Below are 18,321 nucleotides of genomic sequence, written 5' to 3' on the forward strand. Positions count from 1 at the left end.
GCCAGAGCATATCAGGCTTCATTCTCACCCCCCGGCTGGGCCTGCAACGGCAGGTACAGCGTGATCCGCGTCCCCCGCCCGTCGATGCCCTCGCTGACGCCGATATGCCCGCCATGGGCACCGACCATTCCCTGGCAGATCGCCAACCCCAACCCTGTGCCCTGCCCGCCGCGATCGCCGCGCGCGGCGGTGTAGAACATATCGAAGATCTTCCCGCGCTCGGCCTCGGGAATCCCCGGGCCTTCGTCGCTGACGGCGAAAAACAGCTCGCTGTCGCTGGCCCCCGCCTGGAGCAACAGACGCCCGTGGGGCGGCGAGAAACGCGCGGCATTCTCCAGCACATTGACCAGTGCCTGTTCGATCAAGGCCGCGTGCACGTACAGCAAGGGCAACTGGGCCGGTACCTCGGTGCTCACCTGCAGGGGCGCCAACACCGCGCGCAGCCGGCCCAGCGCACTGCCGACGATATCCGCCGGCGCCACCCAGTCCCGCGCCAACTTCAGCGAACCGTGACCGAGACGGGTCATGTCCAGCAGGTTCTGGATATAGCGATCCAGGCGTTCGGCCTCATCGCGCGTACCCTCCAGCAGCTCCCGGCGATCGCTCGGTGCAATGGCTTCGCCCAGGGTCAACAGGCTATCGATGCTCCCGCGCATGGACGTCAGCGGTGTACGCAGGTCATGGGAAACCGACGCCAGCAAGGCGCTGCGCAGTTGTTCAGTTTCGCCGTGCAGCCGCGCCGCCTCCAGCTCCTGGGCGAGACGGGCGCGGGCCAGCGCCTGGGCCAAGGGCTGGCTCAGCGCTGTCAGCAGCCGGCGCCGCTGGCCACTGAGTGCCCGACCGTCTTTGGAGCTGACCCCCAGCAACGCCAGCGGTCCTTCTTCCACCGACAATGGCCACCACCACCAGCGCCCCATGGGCAACGTCCCCGTGCCCATGCCTGCCGGCTGATCGTGTTGCCAGGCCCAGTCGGCCGCAGCCCGCTCGGCTTCGGATAGATTCAGTGGGCCGCCGCTCTCGATCCTCCAACCGGTCTCGGCCTCGCTATCGCGATCAACTAGGCACAATTGCAGCTCATCCCAGGCATTGAGATGCTGCGCCGCGGCGCTAATGACCGCACGCCGATCCGTCGCGGCCGTCAGTTTGCGCGACAGGTCGAGCAGTTCGCTGGTTTCCTCCTGGGTGTCGCGCAGTGCTTGCAACTGGCGCCGCTGACGGGCCGCCAGGTTGCCGGTCAGGGCCGCCATCAACAGGAAAAACAGCAGGGTCAATACATCTTCTTCGCGCTGAATGCTGAAGGAGAAATTCGGCGGGATAAACAGGAAGTCGTAACTCAGAAATGACAGCGCCGCGCAGGCCAGCGCCGGGCCCAGGCTGCTGCGCACCGCCACCAGCAATACCGCGGCCAGAAACACCAGAGAGATGTTCGGCAGCGCCAACAGGCTTGACACCCCCCAGGCCAGCGCGCTGGCCAGCACTGTCGCGACCAGCGCCAGCAGGTAGTCGAACCAGGGCAGCGCATGGGGCGTACGCACACGTGGCTGGGGCGGCCCTTCATCGCTGTCGAGCACGTTGATTTCCAGCCCGCGCGCATGGCGCAGCAAGCGCGCGGCCAAGCCGCCGCCGAACAGGCGTCGACGCCAGCGCGGTCGCGATTGGCCTACCAGCACCAGGCTGGCCCGCCGCTCCGCCGCGTGCTGAATCAGGGTCTTGGCAACCTCACCGGCGCGCAGCAATACCACTTCACCGCCCAGGCGCTCGGCCAGTTGCTGGGCGTTTTGCAGACGCAGGCGCGACTGTTCGTTGCGCAGGCTGCCATTGTCCACATGCACCAGGCTCCAGGGCAGATGACGGCGTTGCGCCACCCGGCTGGCGTGACGCACCAGCCGCTCGGCCTGAGCATCGCCATCGACGCCCACCAGCAGCCGCCCACGCAGGGCCGGTGCCGCCTGGCCCAGTTGCCGATAGCCCTGGGCCAGGTCGTTGTCAACCTGGGCCGCCGCCGTCTGCATGGCCAGTTCACGCAAGGCCGTCAGGTTGGTCTGGGTAAAAAACGCATCGATGGCCGCCCGTGCCTGTTCGGGCACATAGACCTTGCCGTCGCGCAAGCGCTCCAGCAACTCACGGGGCGGCAGGTCGATCAGCAGCAGTTCATAGGCCTCCTGCAACACCCAGTCCGGCAACGTCTCGCGGACCTGGACCCCAGTGATGCCACGCACCTGATCATTCAGGCTTTCCAGATGCTGGACGTTGACCGTGGTAAAGACGTCGATACCGGTCGCAAGCAGTTCCTGGATATCCTGCCAGCGCTTGGCATGTCGGCTGCCAGGCGCATTGCTATGGGCCAGTTCGTCCACCAGCACCAGCTTGGGCCGGGCCTTGAGCAGGCCGTCGAGGTCCATCTCCTCGAGCATCACCCCGCGATACTCCGAACGCAGCAACGGTTGCTGGGGCAAGCCACCGAGCAGCGCTTCGGTCTCCGCCCGGCCATGGGTTTCCACCACCCCGACCAGTACCCTGACGCCCTGGCGCATCTGCGTATGGGCCGCCTGCAGCATGGCGTAGGTTTTCCCCACGCCGGGCGCGGCGCCCAGAAAGACCTTCAGCCGGCCACGACCATCACGGGGCAGTTCGGCTAACAGCGCGTCGGCGCGGCCGGAATCACTCATGCTCGGTTCTCTCTTCGTTCAATCAATCGCGGGACACGCTTATTTCAAGTCAGCCAGGGCTCTGTTCAGGGCCAGCACATTGACCACCGGCGGGCCTACCAGAGGGCGTTCGATCCGCGCCTCAAGCAGTTGCTCCAGCGTCGCAACCGGCAACTGGCGTGCGGCCGCGACCCGCGCCAGTTGATAGTGAACCGCCGCCGGAGGCAAGTGTGGATCAAGACCGCTGCCCGAGGTTGTCAACAACGCCAATGGCACCGCCCCCTGCCCGGTGACCGCCAGTTTGGCCGCGTCATCGAAAACCCGTGCCGCCAGAGCCGGATTACTGGGCCCCAGGTTGCTCGCGCCACTGGCCACCGTGGCATAGGCCGCAGCGGACGGCCGTGGATGGAACCAGCCATCACCGCTGAAATCCTGAGCCAGCAGCGCCGAGCCGCGCACCTGGCCGTCGGTGTCGCGCACCAGGCTGCCATTGGCCTGCTCGGGAAAGGCCACCTGGGCCACACCCGTCACAACCAGGGGGTAGGCCACGCCGGTTATCAGGGTCATCAGAACAATCAGGCTCAAGGCCGGACGAATCACGCTAGACATTTTTCCAATCCTCAATGGGGTTTCGGTGCCTCCACGCAGGCCCGACCTGCGTGAAGGCGAGGCAACTCAGACCAGGTGCAGGGCCGTCAGCAACATGTCGATCAGCTTGATCCCGGCAAACGGCACCAACAGCCCGCCAACGCCGTAGATCAGCAGATTGCGCCGTAACAGATGGGCCGCACTCGCCGCCTGGACCCGCACGCCACGCAGGGCCAGGGGAATCAGCACCACAATGATCAGGGCGTTGAACACGATCGCCGAGAGAATCGCGCTCTGCGGGCTGCTCAGGTGCATCACGTTGAGTACGCCCAACTGTGGATAAATAGCCGCGAACAAGGCCGGCAGAATCGCGAAATACTTGGCCACGTCGTTGGCGATGGAAAAGGTCGTCAGCGCGCCACGCGTCACCAGCAGTTCCTTGCCGATCTGCACCACGTCCAGCAGTTTGGTCGGGTCGCTGTCCAGATCGACCATATTGGCCGCTTCACGGGCGGCCTGAGTGCCATCGTTCATCGCCATACCGACGTCGGCCTGGGCCAGGGCCGGGGCATCGTTGGCCCCGTCACCACACATGGCGACCAGGCGACCGTCGTTCTGTTCCTGGCGGATCCGCGCCAGCTTCTTCTCCGGCGTGGCTTCGGCCAACACATCATCGACCCCCGCCTCTGCCGCAATGGCCGCCGCGGTCAGTGGGTTGTCGCCCGTCACCATCACGGTGCGGATCCCCAATTTGCGCAACTCGGCAAAACGCTCGCGAATCCCCGGTTTAACCACGTCCTTGAGGTGGATCGCCCCGAGCAAGCGTCGGTCGACACAGACCAGCAACGGCGTACCACCGCTCTGGGCGATCTTGTCGATCTCCCGGGACAACGCCGCCGGCACCTCGCTGCGCGTAAGACCGATAAAGCTCAGCAGCGAATCGACTGCGCCCTTGCGATAGGCCCGGCCCTGGTAATCCACGCCCGACAGGCGCGTTTCAGCGGTAAAGGGTACGGCCGTCAGCGCCGCCGCCGGTGGCTCGGTTTGCGGGTGCAGCTCGCGCAGGTACTCGACGATGGACTTACCCTCCGCCGTGTCATCCGCCAGCGAAGCCAGCAAGGCACCCTCGGCCAACTCACTGGCGGTCACGCCCGGGGTCGCATAGAGCGCGCTGCAACGGCGGTTGCCGAAAGTGATGGTGCCGGTCTTGTCCAGTAGCAGCACATGCACATCGCCTGCCGCTTCCACCGCACGCCCGGACTTGGCAATCACATTGAGGCGCACCAGGCGGTCCATCCCGGCGATACCGATGGCCGACAGCAGGCCGCCGATGGTGGTCGGGATCAGCGTTACCAGCAGCGCCACCAGAAACACCAGCGGCAGGCTGCCGTTGGCGAAATGGGCAAACGGTTGCAGCGTCACGACCACGATCAGGAAGATCAGCGTCAGGCCGATCAGCAGGATATCCAGGGCGATTTCGTTGGGGGTTTTCTGGCGTTTGGCGCCCTCGACCAGGGCAATCATCCGGTCCAGCGTCGACTCGCCAGGGTTGGCGGTAATGCGCACCAGCAGCCAGTCGGACACCAGCCGGGTATTGCCGGTCACGGCCGAGCGGTCGCCGCCGGACTCACGAATCACGGGCGCCGATTCACCGGTAATCGCCGCTTCATTGACAGCCGCGATGCCCTCTATGACCTCGCCGTCGCCGGGGATCATCTCCCCGGCTTCGACACGTACCACATCGCCCTGACGCAGGCTGGTCGCCGCAACGATCTGGAAGGCTCCGTCCCCCTTGCGGCGACGCGCGCTCAATCCTTCGCTGCCGGCTTTCAGGCTGTCGGCGCGGGCCTTGCCCCGGCCCTCGGCCAGGGCTTCGGCAAAGTTGGCAAACAGCACGGTAAACCACAGCCACAGGGCGATCTGCGCGGCCACCAGGGTCGGTACGGCAGGGTCCGGGACCAGGCACAGCAGCGTGGTCAGAATCGCCGTCAGTTCCACCACCAGCATCACCGGGGCACGCTTGAGCTGACGCGGATCGAGCTTGACGAAGGCCTGTACCAGCGCCGGGCGCCACAGGGCAGTCAGCGCGGTTTTCGGCGGTTCGGCGGCCTTGCTGGCAGCCGGTTTAATGACGGGAAGCGGCATATTCATCATCGATTCCTCAGAAGCCCAGGCTCAAGTGTTCGGCAATCGGCCCCAGGGCCAGGCTGGGTAGAAAGGTCAGGCCGCCCACCAGCAAAATGGTCACGGTCAACAGGGTGACGAACAGCGGACCGTGGGTCGGAAAGCTGTTCTGGCCAATCGGCGCGGTTTTCTTCAGCGCCAGGCTACCCGCCAGGGCCAGCACCGGCAGGATGTAGCCGAAGCGCCCGATCAGCATGCCCAGGCCGAGCATCAGGTTGTGGTATGGGGTATTGCCGCTCAAGCCGGCGAATGCCGAGCCGTTATTGGCGCTGGCCGAGGTGTAGGCATAGAGCAACTGGCTGAACCCATGGGGCCCGGGGTTACTCACCGAGGCCACCGGCCCTGGCAGGCTGGCCGCCAGCGCACCCAGCACCAGCACGCCAATGGGCATAACCAGCAAGGTCACCACCAGCAACTGCACCTCGCGGGCCTGGAGCTTCTTGCCCAGGTATTCCGGGGTACGTCCGATCATCAGCCCGGCGAGGAATACCGCGATCAATACGTTCAACAACATGCCGTAGAGACCCGCGCCGACGCCGCCGAAGATCACCTCGCCGACCATCATGTTGACCAGGGCAACCATGCCGGTCAGCGGGTTCAGGCTGTCATGCATGGCATTGACCGAACCATTCGACGCCGCGGTGGTGGTCACCGACCAGAGCACCGAACCGGTCGTGCCGAAGCGCGACTCCTTGCCTTCCAGCGGCGCGGTTTGTTCGACGGCGACGTTGCTCAGGGCCGGGTTCGGCTGGTACTCGGCGTACAAGGCCGTGCCACCGCCGATCAGGAACAACGCCAGCATGCAGGCGATGATCGCGCGGCTCTGGCGCAGGTCCTTGACGTAATGACCGAAGGTAAACACCAGTGCCACCGGGATCAGGATGATCGACGCCACCTCGAACAGATTGCTCCAGGCCGTCGGGTTCTCGAAGGGGTGGGACGAGTTGACCCCGAAGAAACCGCCGCCATTGGTGCCCAGTTGCTTGATCGCGATCTGGCTGGCCGCCGGGCCCAGGGGAATCACTTGCTCCACGCCCTGCATGGTCAAACTGTGGACATAGTGGGCAAAGGTTTGCGGTACGCCCTGCCAGACCAGGAGCAGCGCCAGCACCAGGCACAACGGCAGCAGACCGTAAAGGGTGGCGCGGGTCATATCGACCCAGAAGTTGCCCAGGGTCTGCGCCGAGCGCCGACCGATCCCGCGGCATAACGCCACCAGCACGGCCAGGCCCGTCGCGGCGCTGACAAAGTTCTGTACGGTCAGGCCGGCCATCTGGCTCAGGTAGCTGAGCGAGGCTTCACCGCTGTAGTTCTGCCAATTGGTGTTGGTCATGAAACTCACGGCGGTATTGAACGCCAGGGTCCACTCCTGCCCCGGCAAATGCTCCGGGTTGAGCGGCAGGTACTCCTGGAACAGCAAGATGGCGAACAACAGCAAGAAGCCTGCAAGGTTGAACGCCAGCAGGGCCAGGGTGTATTTCTGCCAGCTCTGCTCGGCAGCCGGATCGACCCCGGCCAGGCGGTAGCAACCGCGCTCCACCGGCCCCAGGATCGGCGACAGCCAGGTGCGCTGGCCTTCCATCACCTTGTAGTAGAAACGCCCCAGAAAAGGTGCCGGGATCAACACCAGCGCGAAGAAGGCGAGGATCAGCCCATAGTCATAACCGTGCATAATCGCTGCTCCTAATTCCGGTCCGCGCGCAACAGCGCCACCAGCAGATAAACGAACAGCCCCACTGCCAGCAGCAGTGACACCCCATCCAGAACGCCCATGGAAATTCTCCGTGATACGGCCATTGCCGCGTGTGTCTCAATTGTCCGCAGAGCGCGCGTAAAGGAACGAGACCGAGGCCTGCGCATCGGCATAAAGAAAGCGTAAAGACTGGGACCCAAGCCGTGAAAACCAACGGCCCCGGCCATGTATCAGTCTCGATACACAACCGACAACCGCCCAACATGCGCCAAGGCTAGGCTTGTGCGCGACTACACTTGTGAGGGGTACTTCCGGCTTTCCCGGCGGACGCTTATCCTGCCCTTTCTTCGCGGCCTCTCACTGTGGTCGCCAGCGCCTCCAGGCAAACCATGCACAACAGCTCACCGCCCTTGGGCGACACCCACGCGCCAACCACCACCGGCGATGAAAAGCGCTGGAATGTCCGCGCGCTGATCGTCGACGACGACATCCCGATCCGCGAACTGCTGATCGACTACCTGGCCCGCTTCAATATCTTCGCCACAGGCGTGACCGACGGTGCAGCCATGCGCCAGACGCTACAGGCCGAAACCTTCGATGTGGTGGTGCTGGACCTGATGCTGCCCGGCGAAGACGGGCTCTCGCTGTGCCGCTGGCTGCGCGCCGAATCGGATATTCCGATCCTGATGCTCACCGCCCGCTGCGAGCCAACCGATCGCATCATCGGCCTGGAGCTGGGCGCCGACGATTACATGGCCAAGCCCTTCGAGCCCCGCGAGTTGGTGGCACGTATCCAGACCATCCTGCGGCGGGTCCGCGATGACCGCAGCGAGCAACGGGCCAATATCCGCTTCGACAACTGGCGCCTGAACAGCGTCTTGCGCCAGCTGGTCGCCGCCGATGGCCTGGTGGTGCCGCTGTCCAACGCCGAGTTCCGCCTGCTCTGGGTGTTTATCGAGCGCCCCCGACGGGTGCTGAGCCGCGAGCAACTGCTCGACGCGGCACGTGGCCGTTCCATCGAGGCCTTCGATCGCAGCATCGACCTGCTCGTCTCACGCCTGCGCCAGAAGCTCGGTGACGACCCCAAGGCGCCGCAGTTGATCAAGACCGTGCGCGGTGAAGGCTATCTGTTCGACGCCCGGGACATCGGCTGATGCGCAGCCGGTTCGATACCCTGTTCAGCCGCCTGTTTGGCGTGTTGCTGCTGGCAATCGTACTGGCGCATCTGTTGGCCTTTCTCTGGTTCCAGCACTACGGCGGGCCACCGCCACCGCCGCCACCTCCGCCCGGGCTGCAGGGTCAGATGCCGCCATTGCCTTCCGGCCCCAGGCCGCCGCCTCGGCCCTGGTATGGCGGCCCGCTGGTGCCTCTGTCGTTCCAGTTGATCTCGCTGGTGGTCGCCGCCTGGTATGGTGCCAAGCTGCTGGCGCGACCGATCCAGCGCCTAAGCGACGCCGCCGAGCGCTTGAGCGAAAACCTCGACAGCGTGCCGTTGGATGAGTCCGGTCCACGCGAAGCCCGCCAGGCCGCGATCACCTTCAACCTGATGCAAAAGCGTATTCGCGAGCAGGTGCAGCAGCGCGCGCGCATGCTCGGCGCCGTGTCCCACGACCTGCGCACGCCGCTCTCGCGGCTCAAGCTGCGCCTGGAACAGATCGACGACGAAAAACTCCAGGGCCAGATGCGTCAGGACCTCAACGACATGATCAGCATGCTCGATGCCACCCTCAGCTACCTGCACGAGCAACGCACCAGCGAAGCCGTGCAATGGCTGGATGTGCAGGCCTTGGTCGAGTCAATGTGCGAGAACGCCCAGGACCAGGGCGCCGATGTCCAGGTCGACGGCCACTGCGCGCCGCTGCAGGTGCAGCCGATGGCCCTGCGCTCATGCCTGAACAACCTGCTGGACAATGCTCTGCGTTATGCCGGCCACGCCTGCATCCGCCTGCAAGACAGCCGGCAAGCCTTGCAGATCCTGGTCATCGATCACGGCCCGGGGATTGCCGAGGATCAGCGTGAAGCAGTGTTCGAGGCCTTCTATCGCCTGGAAGGCTCACGCAACCGCAACTCCGGCGGCGTCGGCCTGGGCATGACCATTGCGCGTGAGGCCGCCCGGCGCCTGGGCGGCGACCTGACCCTCGCAGAGACGCCCGGTGGCGGCCTGACGGCCCAGCTCGACCTGCCCCGCCATCCCAGCGCCTGATGGCCCTGTGTGCCGATCGGTACAAAACCCGCATACCCACGACACATCACCCGAAGAACCTGTACAAGCCGGGCACCGCGACCGGCTTCGTCAACACTTAGGGAGTGCACACCATGATCGGTAGCGTCAGCAGTTATTCGAGCTACAGCAGCTACGGCTCGGCCAGCACGGCCACGACGCGCAGCCAGCCACTGCAAAAGGAGCTGTTCAGCCAACTCGACAGCAACGGCGACGGTAGTATTGGACAGGATGAACTGAGCAGCGCTGCGTCACAGAACAGCGATAACGGGATTCTGGTCAGCCTGAGCCAGCACTTCAGCGACCTGGACAGCGATGGCAGTGGCAGCCTCAGCAGCGAAGAAATGGCCGCGATGGCGCCACCTCCGCCGCCGCCACGGGACCAGGCGCCGAACACCGAACTGGCCGACGCCCTGATCAGCGCGCTGGACAGCGACGGTGATGGCGCGATCAGCGCCGACGAGCTCAGCGCAGGGCTGAGCAGTGCGGGGAGCACGGCCGACAGCAGCGAGGTGTTTTCGACACTGGACAAGAACCAGGACGGCGTCGTCAGCGTCGACGAGTTGGCCGCCAGCCTGGCCCCGCCGCCACCGCCCCAGGCGCAATCGGCAGACAACACCAGCCTGTTCAGCCAACTGGACAGCGATAGCACTGGCAGCATCAACACCAGTGAGCTGACCAGCGCCCTGCAAACCGCCAGCGATAACAACAGCACCAGCAGCGACTACAGTTCGACCCTGCTCCAGGTGCTCGACAGCGATCGCAGCACTGCCACGAACCAGACCACCCAGGACAAGATCGCCGAGGCCCTGAGCAGGATGATCGTCAACCTGAACAAGCAGTATCAGGTGCAGACTCCAACCCAGGTCGGCAGCAGCGTCAATATCGCCGCTTGAAAACAGCCGAAGCCGACCGCCGGGCATGGCGCCCAGCGGCCGGCTCCGACGATTTACGTGCTAATTTTTCTCTTCGCGCCGCGCCTGGCTGGCACTCCAGTCCAGCAACAGGCTATAGGCCACTGCCAGCAAGGTCGGGCCGATAAACAGGCCGATAAAGCCGAACGCGATCAAGCCGCCAAAGACGCCCAACAACACAATCACCAACGGCAGATCGCCGCCACGGCTGATCAGGTAAGGCTTGAGCACGTTATCGACGCCGCTGATCACGAAAGTGCCCCAGATCCCGAGGAAGATGGCCATGCCATACTGGCCCTTCCAGGCCAGCCACGCGGTGACCGGTACCCAGATCAACGGCGGCCCCATGGGGATCAGGCTCAGCAGGAAGGTACCCAGCCCCAATACCAGCGCACCGGGGATATCGGCAATCAGGAACCCGATCAAAGCCAGCAGCGCCTGGGCCGCCGCGGTGCCGATCACGCCGTTGACCACTCGCTGCACGGTCCCTGCCACCAGGTGCTGGTAGTAGGCCGCGCGCTCTCCGATCAGCCGCTCCAGCAGCCCGTGGACAAACGCCGCCAGGCGCGGGCCGTCACGATAGAAAAAGAACACGAAGACAATACTCAGGGTCAGTTCGAGCATCCCGGCGCCCAACTGCGCGCTGCGCGCCAGCAGCCAGTTGCCGACCATGCCCAGGTACGGCTTGGTCGCCGCCATCAGCGCCGCGCCCTGCTCGTCGAGGCTGCTCCAATAACCTGCCAGCCGCTCACCGACCAGGGGTACCCCCGCCAGCCAGCTAGGCGCCTCGGGCAGGCCATCGACCTGGACATCCTTGATAAAGATCGTGACATCGCGCACATGGTCGGCCAGGTTGAAACCCAGCCAGACCAGCGGCGCGGCGACCAACACCATCCAGCCCAATGTCAGCAGCCCGGCGGCCAGGGATTCGCGACCATTGAGCCAGCGGGTCAGCAGGCGCATCAGCGGCCAACTGGCGAAAGCCAGTACCGCCCCCCAGAACAGCGCCGACCAGAACGGCGCCATCACCCAGAAGCTGGCACCGAACAGGACCAGCAGCAGGATCTGCACCAGCAGGCGATCATTATTGAGCATGGGGTTTTCCGTACAGAATCAGAGAGAACAGCGTTGGCGGGTACCCTCCGGGCACCCGTCCACACAGCTTAGCGCAGCAGTTCCAGGTGCAAGCCCGAAGATTGGGCACTGCCCAGTTCCAGCCGGGCGGCCCGTACACCGGCCGCCACCAGCGCCTGGCGCCAGGCCTCGGCATGGGCACCGGACAGGCTGACCCGCAGGGTCGTATCCAGGTTCAGGCCCCGGGACAGCAGTTGGACCCACGCCGGTTGCGGCTCGCTGGCCAGCGCCGGCAGGTCCAGGTCGCCACTGCTCTTGAGCTCACGCAACAGGGTGGCGGACGTCGGCAGCAACTCTCCGAGCGGCGCCGAGGCGCTGAATTGCTCGACATGCAGGTAGGCACGGCGGTTACCCCGGGTGATGGCATACAGCGCGACCAGCGTGTCGTCCTGGGGAGCGGCCAGGCGCAACAGCAGATAGGCCTGCTGGTCGTCGGCACCGGAAAGCACCGCGTTGCCAAACACCTCGTTGGCCCACAGGCTGTTTTCCCCGCAATCACGGGCCTGGCACCAGAACAGCAACTGGGCGTTGTTCTTTTGCAGGGCTTCGCGCGCGGCGGTGAAGGCCTCGTTGGCATAGTGTTCGGCCGGCAGCTCGTAGGTCACCGTACTCAGTTGCCCGCGGGCACTGACCTGGCTCTCGAAGCGCAGGCGACCGCTGATCTTGCGGATCGCGCCCAGCGGGTAGATCCGCTCGAGTTCGGTTGCCGGCCGCGAATCGACGATTCGTGCATCACCGGGCCGTGGCAGGCTGGGTAGATCGTGCCCGTCAGGCAGGTCTGCAGCCAGTAAAGGGGCGCTGAAACAGCACAGCGCAAAAAGAATGATTGAACGCATGGAGTCTCTCATCGGGTCAGCGTGGCCGGGGCGCCTTCAGCAACGAGAGCTGGGTCCAGGTGGCCGTTCGGGGGCGCCGCGGTATGGAGATCGTACATGGGTGTCTCCCGTTTCAACCCGCCCAGCCTCGACAGTTGCCCCCGGCAAGTCAAGAAATGGCGAAAAACCGATTGAAACAATCTGCAACAAGAACCGCTCCCGACTCGTCGTTCAGATGCAAGTGATGGCCGCCGGGCAGGTATTCGACCACAAAAGGCAGACCTTCGAGCAGGGCCGTGTGCCGTGCCAGCATGCCCTCCTGGGCGACTACCAGTCGGGTTGGGCAGGCCACGCGGCGGACAAAGGCCAGCGCCTGTGCTTCGCTCAGGCGCAACGGCGAATGCAGGGTCAGGCGGCTGTCACTGCGCCAGGTGTAGCCACCCGGCACCGGCATCAAGCCGCGCTGAGCCAACAACTCGGCGGCCTCACGGCTGACCGCCACCACGCCCTTCATCCGGGCTTCGATTGCCCGCTCCAGAGTCTTGTGCACCGATTTGCGCGTGTTTTCATGGTCGAGCTGCGCCTGCAGGGCCATGCCCAAGCGCTCGGCAGGGTCTTCATCGTTGGCGGTGGGCGGCAACACCCCGTCGATCAGCGCCAGGTGGCTGACACGGTGCGGCATCGCCCCCGCCAGCACCACCGAGACAATCGCGCCCAGCGAATGCCCCAGCAGGCCAAACCGCTGCCAGCCCAGTTGCTCTGCCACCTGCAGGACATCGTAGACGTAGTCCCACAAGGCATAGCCGGCCCCCAGCGGACGATGGGCCGAATGCCCATGGCCGGCCATGTCGATTGCCAGGATCCGCAACCCGTGCAAGCGCGGCGCCAATCGGGCAAAGCTGTTGGCATTGTCCAGCCAGCCATGCAAGGCAATGACCGGCACCCCGTCAGCCGGGCCGAATACATGCGCCGCCAACTCGATATGGGGCAGGCTCAGGCGCACCTCCTCGACGTCCAGGCTCATGCGCAGTCACGCGCCTGGCGATGCTGCCAGCGGCTGAACAGGTCCTTGAGCATCTGGGCGGTGTCCTGCGGCCGCTCCAGGGGGAACATGTGCCCGCCCGGCATACTCAGCGACTCGCCCATGGGTAGGCGCCCGACACCATAGACATGATGGCGCATGACCACCCGGCTGCTGTGCCCGCGCACCAGGGCCAGCGGCACTTTCAACTGCCTGACGCGCCCCGGACTGATATGGGGTACGCCGCGATAAATGCTGATTTCCGTGGCCGGATCGAAGCGCAGCCGCAGGCGATCGCCCACGGGGTGCAGGCCATGTTGCAGATAGTCATCGAAACATTGCGGATCGAACTCGCGAAACAGGTGCTTGCCAGCAAAATACTGGCGAGCGGCCTCCAGATCGCTGAACTCCTCACGCCGGCCCAGCGTGCGGCCCGCCGGAGTCAGGCGGTCGATAAAGCCAAAGCGCTTGGCCGCGCGGATCACCCACTGGTCGGTACGGGTCAGCACGGGCGAGTCCAGCATGACCACGCCCTTGTACAACTGCGGGCAACGCAGGGCCGCATGCAGATGCAGGACACCGCCAAAGGAATGCCCCACGCCCCAGACCGGCTCGGGCTGCTGTTCGAGGTGATGGATCAACTCGTCGACCAGGTTCAGCCAGTTGTCATCCACCGGAAATCGCGGATCGTGGGCATGCTGATGCAAATGCGCGACCTCGAACTCCGGCGCCAGCGCGGCGAACAACTTGCCGTAGGTGCCCGAGGGAAAGCCATTGGCATGGGCGAAAAAGACCTGTTGCGACATACCGGTACATCCATTCGTAAAAACAGCGGTCATTGTCCGCAGGCGCTGCACGCGCGGCAATGACCGTAACTGCCAGGACAGATGACAGTCCGGCCATGCCACTGGCGCGATTCAGCGCGTCGGCGGGGTTTCACCCAGCGGCACCACGGCCATGGTCAGGCGCGAGATGCAGCTGGCCTTGCCTTCGTCGCTGTTCAGGCGGATATCCCAGACATGGGTCGTCCGGCCGATGTGCACGGCCCGCGCCACGGCCGTGACCCGCCCGCTGCGAAGACCGCGCAAATGGTTGGCGTTAATCTCCAGGCCTACGCAGTAGAACCGGCTGGCATCAATGCACAGGTAGCTGGCCATGGAACCGACCGTCTCGGCCAGTACGACCGAGGCGCCACCATGCAGCAGGCCATAGGGTTGGTGGGTGCGGTGATCGATCACCATGCTGGCGGTCAGGGACTCGTCATCGAAGGCTTCGAAGCGGATATCCAGCACTTCGCCGATGGTGTTCTTCTGCAAGGCATTGAGTTGCTCGATATTCGGAAGGGTGCGCCACACGCTCATTATTATTGATTCCCTATGGATTGACTGACGCTCGGATGTTGCCAGATAACCGGAGTCGGGTGCGCGCTCCACGCCTGAAAATAAGCACCGTAAATATGCTCGATCACCCCACGCTTGATCTTCAGGGTCGGGGTCAGGAAACCGTTTTCGACCGCCCAGCTATCGCTGACCACCACCAGCCGGTGGACGCGCTCGTGCTTATCGAGACGCGCATTGATGCGCTCCAGCAGGCTGACCAGGCTGCCCTGCAGCACGTGCGGCGGCTCCTGCGCGGCAGCGGCAGACAACACGCACAGTGCCAGCGGCGCCTCCAGGCCATCGCCGACCACACACACTTGCTCGATCCCGCCATGGGCTGCCAACTGATTTTCAATCGGGGCCGGGGCCACGTACTTGCCCCGGCTGGTTTTGAAGATCTCCTTGAGCCGGCCGGTCAGGCGCAGATACCCCGCCTCATTCTGTTCACCCTTGTCGCCGGTGCGCAGAAAACCGTCCTCGGTCAGCGCCTCGGCCGTTTTCCCGGGCTCCTTGAAATAGCCCAGCATGGTCGAACCACTGCGCACCTGAACTTCACCCTGGCCGTCGATGCGTACTTCCACCCCGGGGCACGGCAGGCCGATCCAGCCGGCCTGCTGGCGATCGGGACGACCGATATGGGAGTAGCCGCCGTTTTCGGTCATGCCGTAGACCTCCAGCACCTCCAGCCCCAGGCGTCGATACCAGCGCAACAAGGCCGGCGGCACCGGTGCGGCTCCCGACAAGGCCACACGCAAGGCATCCAGGCCCAGTCCCACCAGCACCTTGCGTCCCACCCGGCGCCCGATAAACGGCAACCCGAGCAAGCGGTCCAAACGCTTGGCGGGAATCCTGGCGTAGACCCCCATCTGGAATCGGGTCCAGATACGCGGCACACCAAACAATGCGGTGGGCCGGGCGCGTTGCAGGTCGATCAGGAAGGTATCGAGGCTTTGTGCGAAAAATACGGTCTGGCCGGTATAGATCGAGGCCAGTTCGACAAACATCCGTTCTGCCACATGGCACAGCGGCAGATAGGACAGCAGTCGATCCTCTTCCCCCAGGCTGAACAGCGTGGCGGCATTGCTGGCGGCAAATCCCAGGCTGGCAAAAGTGTGCATCACCCCCTTGGGCATTCCCGTGGTACCGGAGGTGTAGATGATCGTCGCCAGCTGCCCGGCAGCAGGTGCCGGGTTGTCGTCGATGGGCGCACAGGCCAGCAACTCATCCCAGGAATGGCTAAACGTCCCAGGTGGTGCCAGGGGCAGACTAACCGTCGCCAGGTCCGACCTGACACCCGCGGCCATGGCCGGCCAGTCATCCAGCTTACCGACCAGCACCAGCGCGGCTTCACTGTGGTCGAGCACCTGGGCGACCAACTCGCTGTTCAGATTGGGGTAGAGGGGCACCGAGACATGGCCGGCCATCCAGATCGCCAGGTCGGCAATGATCCAGTGCGCGCAGTTCTTCGAGACAATCGCCACCGTGCTGCCCACCGGCAGGTTGCGCTGGCGCAGCCAGTGTGCAGCGCAGCGTGCCTGGCGGCCGACTTCGGCCCAGCTCAGTTCCTCGACCTGCCCGTCCTCGTGCGGCTGGACCAGATAGCGCTTGGCGGGGTGCCGAGCTTCGCGCTCGTAGAAGACCGCCAGTGGTAAACGAACGACACACGACATACGAACGCCCCCCTCATTTGTTTTTATGTGGGGACAGCGTAGCCAACCAAGCACTTGCTTGGCTGGCTATTTCACAAAAACATTAGACGGCAGACGCAAGCTTCATGCGTGCGACTTAGCACTCAGGGCTGAGCATGATGCAGCGAACGCAAGGTCATCGAGCCGGCCAGCGGCCATTCACCTTCGAGTTCGGCAAGGCTGGCGGTATTCATTCCCACGGGCGAGCGCAGGTGGCCGTGCTGCAACAGCCCGATCAGGCTCCCCACCAGCGGCTGATGGCTGACCAGCAATACATCGCCCTCCATCTCCAACCTCTCCAGGACCTTCAGCGGGCTGCTGTCCGGGGTCAACCAGGGCACCGTCAACAGTTGCGGCTCGAAAGCCAGCGTGGCGCGCACCAGTTCGGCGGTCTGCTGTGCACGCACATAGGGGCTGACAATAATCGCCGCGAGCGGCTGACCGATCAGGTGGGCGGCACTGTGCAGGACCTGCTCGCGCCCGTGTTCCGTCAGCGCCCTGTCGGCGTCACGAGCCGCATGCGGCTGGGCTTCGCCGTGGCGCAGCACCCAAAGCTTCATAGCTTGGGTTCCTCGTCGCGGACCGGATGGGCTGCGGGTGGCACCTGGTGCGGCGTTTCACCTTCGGGGCTGCGCGGTGCTGGCCAGTCTGCAAAAGGCCAGGGCTTCTGTTCGGTGTGGAAACTGCCGAAACGACCGATCTGGGCCAGATACTGGCTGAGGCTGTCACCAAAGTTCATCAGGTTGGCGCTCGGTGCGCCGTAGAACAGCCGGTACGCCAGTTGAACCAGCACCACCGCACCCAGCAGCAGTTGCGCCACCTGCCAGACCAGCAGGAAGACCAGCATCCAGAGAATGCGCAAGACGATGGATTCGTATTTGGGTTCGCTCATGTCTTTCTCCTGACCTACTCAGTTGAAACCGCTGGTGGAAATAAAGTCGACATCGGTCTTGGGCTCGCCGCGCATCAACAGGCCGATCACCTGCTCGAGGGTCTGGCCCTCGAACAGAATCGCATGCAGGCCCGCCACCAGTGGCATGTAAACCTGCAGTTCCTGGGCCTTGGCCTTGAGCACCTTGAGTGTATTGACCCCTTCGGCCACTTCACCCAGGCGGGTCACCGCCTCTTCCAGGCTCAGGCCCTGGCCCAGGGCAAAGCCGACCTGGTAATTGCGGCTCTTGGGCGAGGAGCAGGTGACGATCAGGTCACCGACCCCGGCCAGGCCGAGAAACGTCATGGGGTTGGCGCCCTGGCTGACTGCAAAACGGGTCATTTCCGCCAGGGCACGAGTAATCAGCATACTCTTGGTGTTCTCGCCCATACCCAGCGCCACGGCCATGCCGGCGATGATCGCGTAGACGTTCTTCAGCGCCCCACCCAGTTCCACGCCGAAACGATCGGCACTGGCGTAGACCCGGAAGGTGCGCCCGTGCAACGCCGCCTGGACCCGCTCGCACAGCGCCTCATCGGCACTGGCGACCACGGTGGCGGTCAACGCGTGCTCGGCGACCTCTCGGGCCAGGTTAGGCCCCGACAGCACGCCAATCCGCGCCTGCGGGGCGATCTCTTCGAGAATTTCACTCATCAGCTTGAAGGTCTGCGCCTCGATGCCTTTGGTCAGACTGACCAGCATTTTGCCGCGCAGGCGTTCGGCATGGGGCGCCAGCACGCTGCGCAAGGCACTGGACGGCAAGGCGACAAAACACAGATCACAAGCCTGGAGCGTAGCCTGCAGGTCCGTGACCGGCTCAACTGCCGGAAGGATCTTGATACCTTTTAGGTAACGCGGATTTTCGCGATGGGTCCGAATGGCTTCGGCCTGCTCGGGATCACGCATCCACTGGCGAACCGAATGACCATTTTCAGCCAGTAGATTGGCCACGGCGGTCCCGAAACTTCCGCCTCCGAGGACCGCGATAGGGCGCTGTTCAGTCATATGCAATCCGTTATCCAAATCAAGGCAATGCGCACATTATACGGAGCGCCCGAAGCGCGACCAGTCCCTCTCGCGCCCTCTAGATCGATGCACCGCCGGC

Annotated in this window: 17 protein-coding genes; 3 read left to right on the forward strand and 14 right to left on the reverse strand. The window is 64.4% G+C overall.

All coding sequences use genetic code 11. The annotated features are described in order from the left end of the window. Window positions 1-11: 11 nt before the first annotated feature. The 5 genes from NPS46_RS01470 to kdpF all read right to left on the reverse strand — a co-directional run bounded on the left by NPS46_RS01470 (window position 12) and on the right by kdpF (window position 7,193). On the reverse strand, window positions 12-2,669 hold the full coding sequence (locus tag NPS46_RS01470; protein WP_274104614.1) for a sensor histidine kinase: 2,658 nt from the start codon (window positions 2,667-2,669) through the stop codon (window positions 12-14). Window positions 2,670-2,708: 39 nt separating this feature from the next. Next, window positions 2,709-3,257 carry a potassium-transporting ATPase subunit KdpC gene (gene kdpC / locus NPS46_RS01475; protein ID WP_274104615.1) on the reverse strand — a complete coding sequence of 183 codons (549 nt, stop codon included), beginning with the start codon at window positions 3,255-3,257 and terminating at the stop codon, window positions 2,709-2,711. 66 nt (window positions 3,258-3,323) lie between these two features. Then, a complete protein-coding gene (gene kdpB / locus NPS46_RS01480) occupies window positions 3,324-5,387 on the reverse strand; it encodes a potassium-transporting ATPase subunit KdpB (RefSeq protein ID WP_425312671.1) in 2,064 nt (687 codons plus the stop codon). Window positions 5,388-5,397: 10 nt separating this feature from the next. Beyond that, window positions 5,398-7,092, reverse strand: a complete 1,695-nt coding sequence (kdpA, locus tag NPS46_RS01485; RefSeq protein WP_274104616.1) for a potassium-transporting ATPase subunit KdpA — start codon at window positions 7,090-7,092, stop codon at window positions 5,398-5,400. 11 nt (window positions 7,093-7,103) lie between these two features. Then, window positions 7,104-7,193 (reverse strand): K(+)-transporting ATPase subunit F, encoded by a 90-nt coding sequence (gene kdpF / locus NPS46_RS01490; protein WP_003446770.1) that lies wholly within the window; start codon window positions 7,191-7,193, stop codon window positions 7,104-7,106. Window positions 7,194-7,502: 309 nt separating this feature from the next. Between kdpF and NPS46_RS01495 the strand changes: the two genes are divergently transcribed. From NPS46_RS01495 to xopAW, 3 genes are all read left to right on the forward strand, one after another. Continuing rightward, window positions 7,503-8,267, forward strand: a complete 765-nt coding sequence (locus NPS46_RS01495; protein ID WP_274104617.1) for a response regulator — start codon at window positions 7,503-7,505, stop codon at window positions 8,265-8,267. Beyond that, complete coding sequence (locus NPS46_RS01500) at window positions 8,267-9,316, forward strand: sensor histidine kinase (RefSeq protein ID WP_274104618.1); 1,050 nt, start codon at window positions 8,267-8,269, stop codon at window positions 9,314-9,316. Before NPS46_RS01495 ends, NPS46_RS01500 begins: the two co-directional genes overlap by 1 nt. A 113-nt stretch (window positions 9,317-9,429) precedes the next feature. Further along, window positions 9,430-10,230 carry a XopAW family type III secretion system calcium-binding effector gene (gene xopAW, locus NPS46_RS01505; RefSeq protein ID WP_274104619.1) on the forward strand — a complete coding sequence of 267 codons (801 nt, stop codon included), beginning with the start codon at window positions 9,430-9,432 and terminating at the stop codon, window positions 10,228-10,230. A 60-nt stretch (window positions 10,231-10,290) separates the two neighbouring features. On the opposite strand, the gene NPS46_RS01510 is transcribed toward xopAW, so the two are convergent. The 9 genes from NPS46_RS01510 to NPS46_RS01550 all read right to left on the reverse strand — a co-directional run bounded on the left by NPS46_RS01510 (window position 10,291) and on the right by NPS46_RS01550 (window position 18,221). Beyond that, window positions 10,291-11,343, reverse strand: a complete 1,053-nt coding sequence (locus NPS46_RS01510; protein WP_274104620.1) for an AI-2E family transporter — start codon at window positions 11,341-11,343, stop codon at window positions 10,291-10,293. 68 nt (window positions 11,344-11,411) lie between these two features. Beyond that, on the reverse strand, window positions 11,412-12,218 hold the full coding sequence (locus NPS46_RS01515; protein ID WP_274104621.1) for a DUF4892 domain-containing protein: 807 nt from the start codon (window positions 12,216-12,218) through the stop codon (window positions 11,412-11,414). Between the two features lie 148 nt (window positions 12,219-12,366). Beyond that, window positions 12,367-13,221 (reverse strand): alpha/beta hydrolase, encoded by an 855-nt coding sequence (locus NPS46_RS01520; protein ID WP_274104622.1) that lies wholly within the window; start codon window positions 13,219-13,221, stop codon window positions 12,367-12,369. Continuing rightward, window positions 13,218-14,024 (reverse strand): alpha/beta fold hydrolase, encoded by an 807-nt coding sequence (locus tag NPS46_RS01525; RefSeq protein WP_274104623.1) that lies wholly within the window; start codon window positions 14,022-14,024, stop codon window positions 13,218-13,220. The genes NPS46_RS01520 and NPS46_RS01525 overlap by 4 nt, the downstream gene beginning before the upstream one ends. Window positions 14,025-14,135: 111 nt before the next feature. Beyond that, window positions 14,136-14,579, reverse strand: coding sequence for a hotdog fold thioesterase (locus tag NPS46_RS01530; RefSeq protein WP_274104624.1), 444 nt, complete (start codon window positions 14,577-14,579; stop codon window positions 14,136-14,138). Window positions 14,580-14,581: 2 nt separating this feature from the next. Continuing rightward, entirely contained in the window at window positions 14,582-16,267 is a 1,686-nt protein-coding gene (locus tag NPS46_RS01535; protein WP_274104625.1) for an AMP-binding protein, read from the reverse strand. A gap of 122 nt (window positions 16,268-16,389) precedes the next feature. Continuing rightward, on the reverse strand, window positions 16,390-16,845 hold the full coding sequence (sixA, locus tag NPS46_RS01540; protein WP_274104626.1) for a phosphohistidine phosphatase SixA: 456 nt from the start codon (window positions 16,843-16,845) through the stop codon (window positions 16,390-16,392). Next, a complete protein-coding gene (locus NPS46_RS01545) occupies window positions 16,842-17,177 on the reverse strand; it encodes a DUF4389 domain-containing protein (RefSeq protein ID WP_274104627.1) in 336 nt (111 codons plus the stop codon). Before NPS46_RS01545 ends, sixA begins: the two co-directional genes overlap by 4 nt. 18 nt (window positions 17,178-17,195) lie before the next feature. Further along, window positions 17,196-18,221, reverse strand: a complete 1,026-nt coding sequence (locus NPS46_RS01550; protein WP_274104628.1) for an NAD(P)H-dependent glycerol-3-phosphate dehydrogenase — start codon at window positions 18,219-18,221, stop codon at window positions 17,196-17,198. Window positions 18,222-18,321: the final 100 nt, after the last annotated feature.

It is taken from the genome of Pseudomonas putida (assembly GCF_028682395.1).
Taxonomy (GTDB): domain Bacteria; phylum Pseudomonadota; class Gammaproteobacteria; order Pseudomonadales; family Pseudomonadaceae; genus Aquipseudomonas; species Aquipseudomonas putida_AB.

Bases quoted from the DNA above. Each gene is read 5' to 3' on its own strand.
- NPS46_RS01470 (WP_274104614.1), bottom strand. From the start codon at position 2,669: ATGAGTGATTCCGGCCGCGCCGACGCGCTGTTAGCCGAACTGCCCCGT.
- kdpC (WP_274104615.1), bottom strand. From the start codon at position 3,257: ATGTCTAGCGTGATTCGTCCGGCCTTGAGCCTGATTGTTCTGATGACC.
- kdpB (WP_425312671.1), bottom strand. From the start codon at position 5,387: ATGAATATGCCGCTTCCCGTCATTAAACCGGCTGCCAGCAAGGCCGCC.
- kdpA (WP_274104616.1), bottom strand. From the start codon at position 7,092: ATGCACGGTTATGACTATGGGCTGATCCTCGCCTTCTTCGCGCTGGTG.
- kdpF (WP_003446770.1), bottom strand. From the start codon at position 7,193: ATGGGCGTTCTGGATGGGGTGTCACTGCTGCTGGCAGTGGGGCTGTTC.
- NPS46_RS01495 (WP_274104617.1), top strand. From the start codon at position 7,503: ATGCACAACAGCTCACCGCCCTTGGGCGACACCCACGCGCCAACCACC.
- NPS46_RS01500 (WP_274104618.1), top strand. From the start codon at position 8,267: ATGCGCAGCCGGTTCGATACCCTGTTCAGCCGCCTGTTTGGCGTGTTG.
- xopAW (WP_274104619.1), top strand. From the start codon at position 9,430: ATGATCGGTAGCGTCAGCAGTTATTCGAGCTACAGCAGCTACGGCTCG.
- NPS46_RS01510 (WP_274104620.1), bottom strand. From the start codon at position 11,343: ATGCTCAATAATGATCGCCTGCTGGTGCAGATCCTGCTGCTGGTCCTG.
- NPS46_RS01515 (WP_274104621.1), bottom strand. From the start codon at position 12,218: ATGCGTTCAATCATTCTTTTTGCGCTGTGCTGTTTCAGCGCCCCTTTA.
- NPS46_RS01520 (WP_274104622.1), bottom strand. From the start codon at position 13,221: ATGAGCCTGGACGTCGAGGAGGTGCGCCTGAGCCTGCCCCATATCGAG.
- NPS46_RS01525 (WP_274104623.1), bottom strand. From the start codon at position 14,024: ATGTCGCAACAGGTCTTTTTCGCCCATGCCAATGGCTTTCCCTCGGGC.
- NPS46_RS01530 (WP_274104624.1), bottom strand. From the start codon at position 14,579: ATGAGCGTGTGGCGCACCCTTCCGAATATCGAGCAACTCAATGCCTTG.
- NPS46_RS01535 (WP_274104625.1), bottom strand. From the start codon at position 16,267: ATGTCGTGTGTCGTTCGTTTACCACTGGCGGTCTTCTACGAGCGCGAA.
- sixA (WP_274104626.1), bottom strand. From the start codon at position 16,845: ATGAAGCTTTGGGTGCTGCGCCACGGCGAAGCCCAGCCGCATGCGGCT.
- NPS46_RS01545 (WP_274104627.1), bottom strand. From the start codon at position 17,177: ATGAGCGAACCCAAATACGAATCCATCGTCTTGCGCATTCTCTGGATG.
- NPS46_RS01550 (WP_274104628.1), bottom strand. From the start codon at position 18,221: ATGACTGAACAGCGCCCTATCGCGGTCCTCGGAGGCGGAAGTTTCGGG.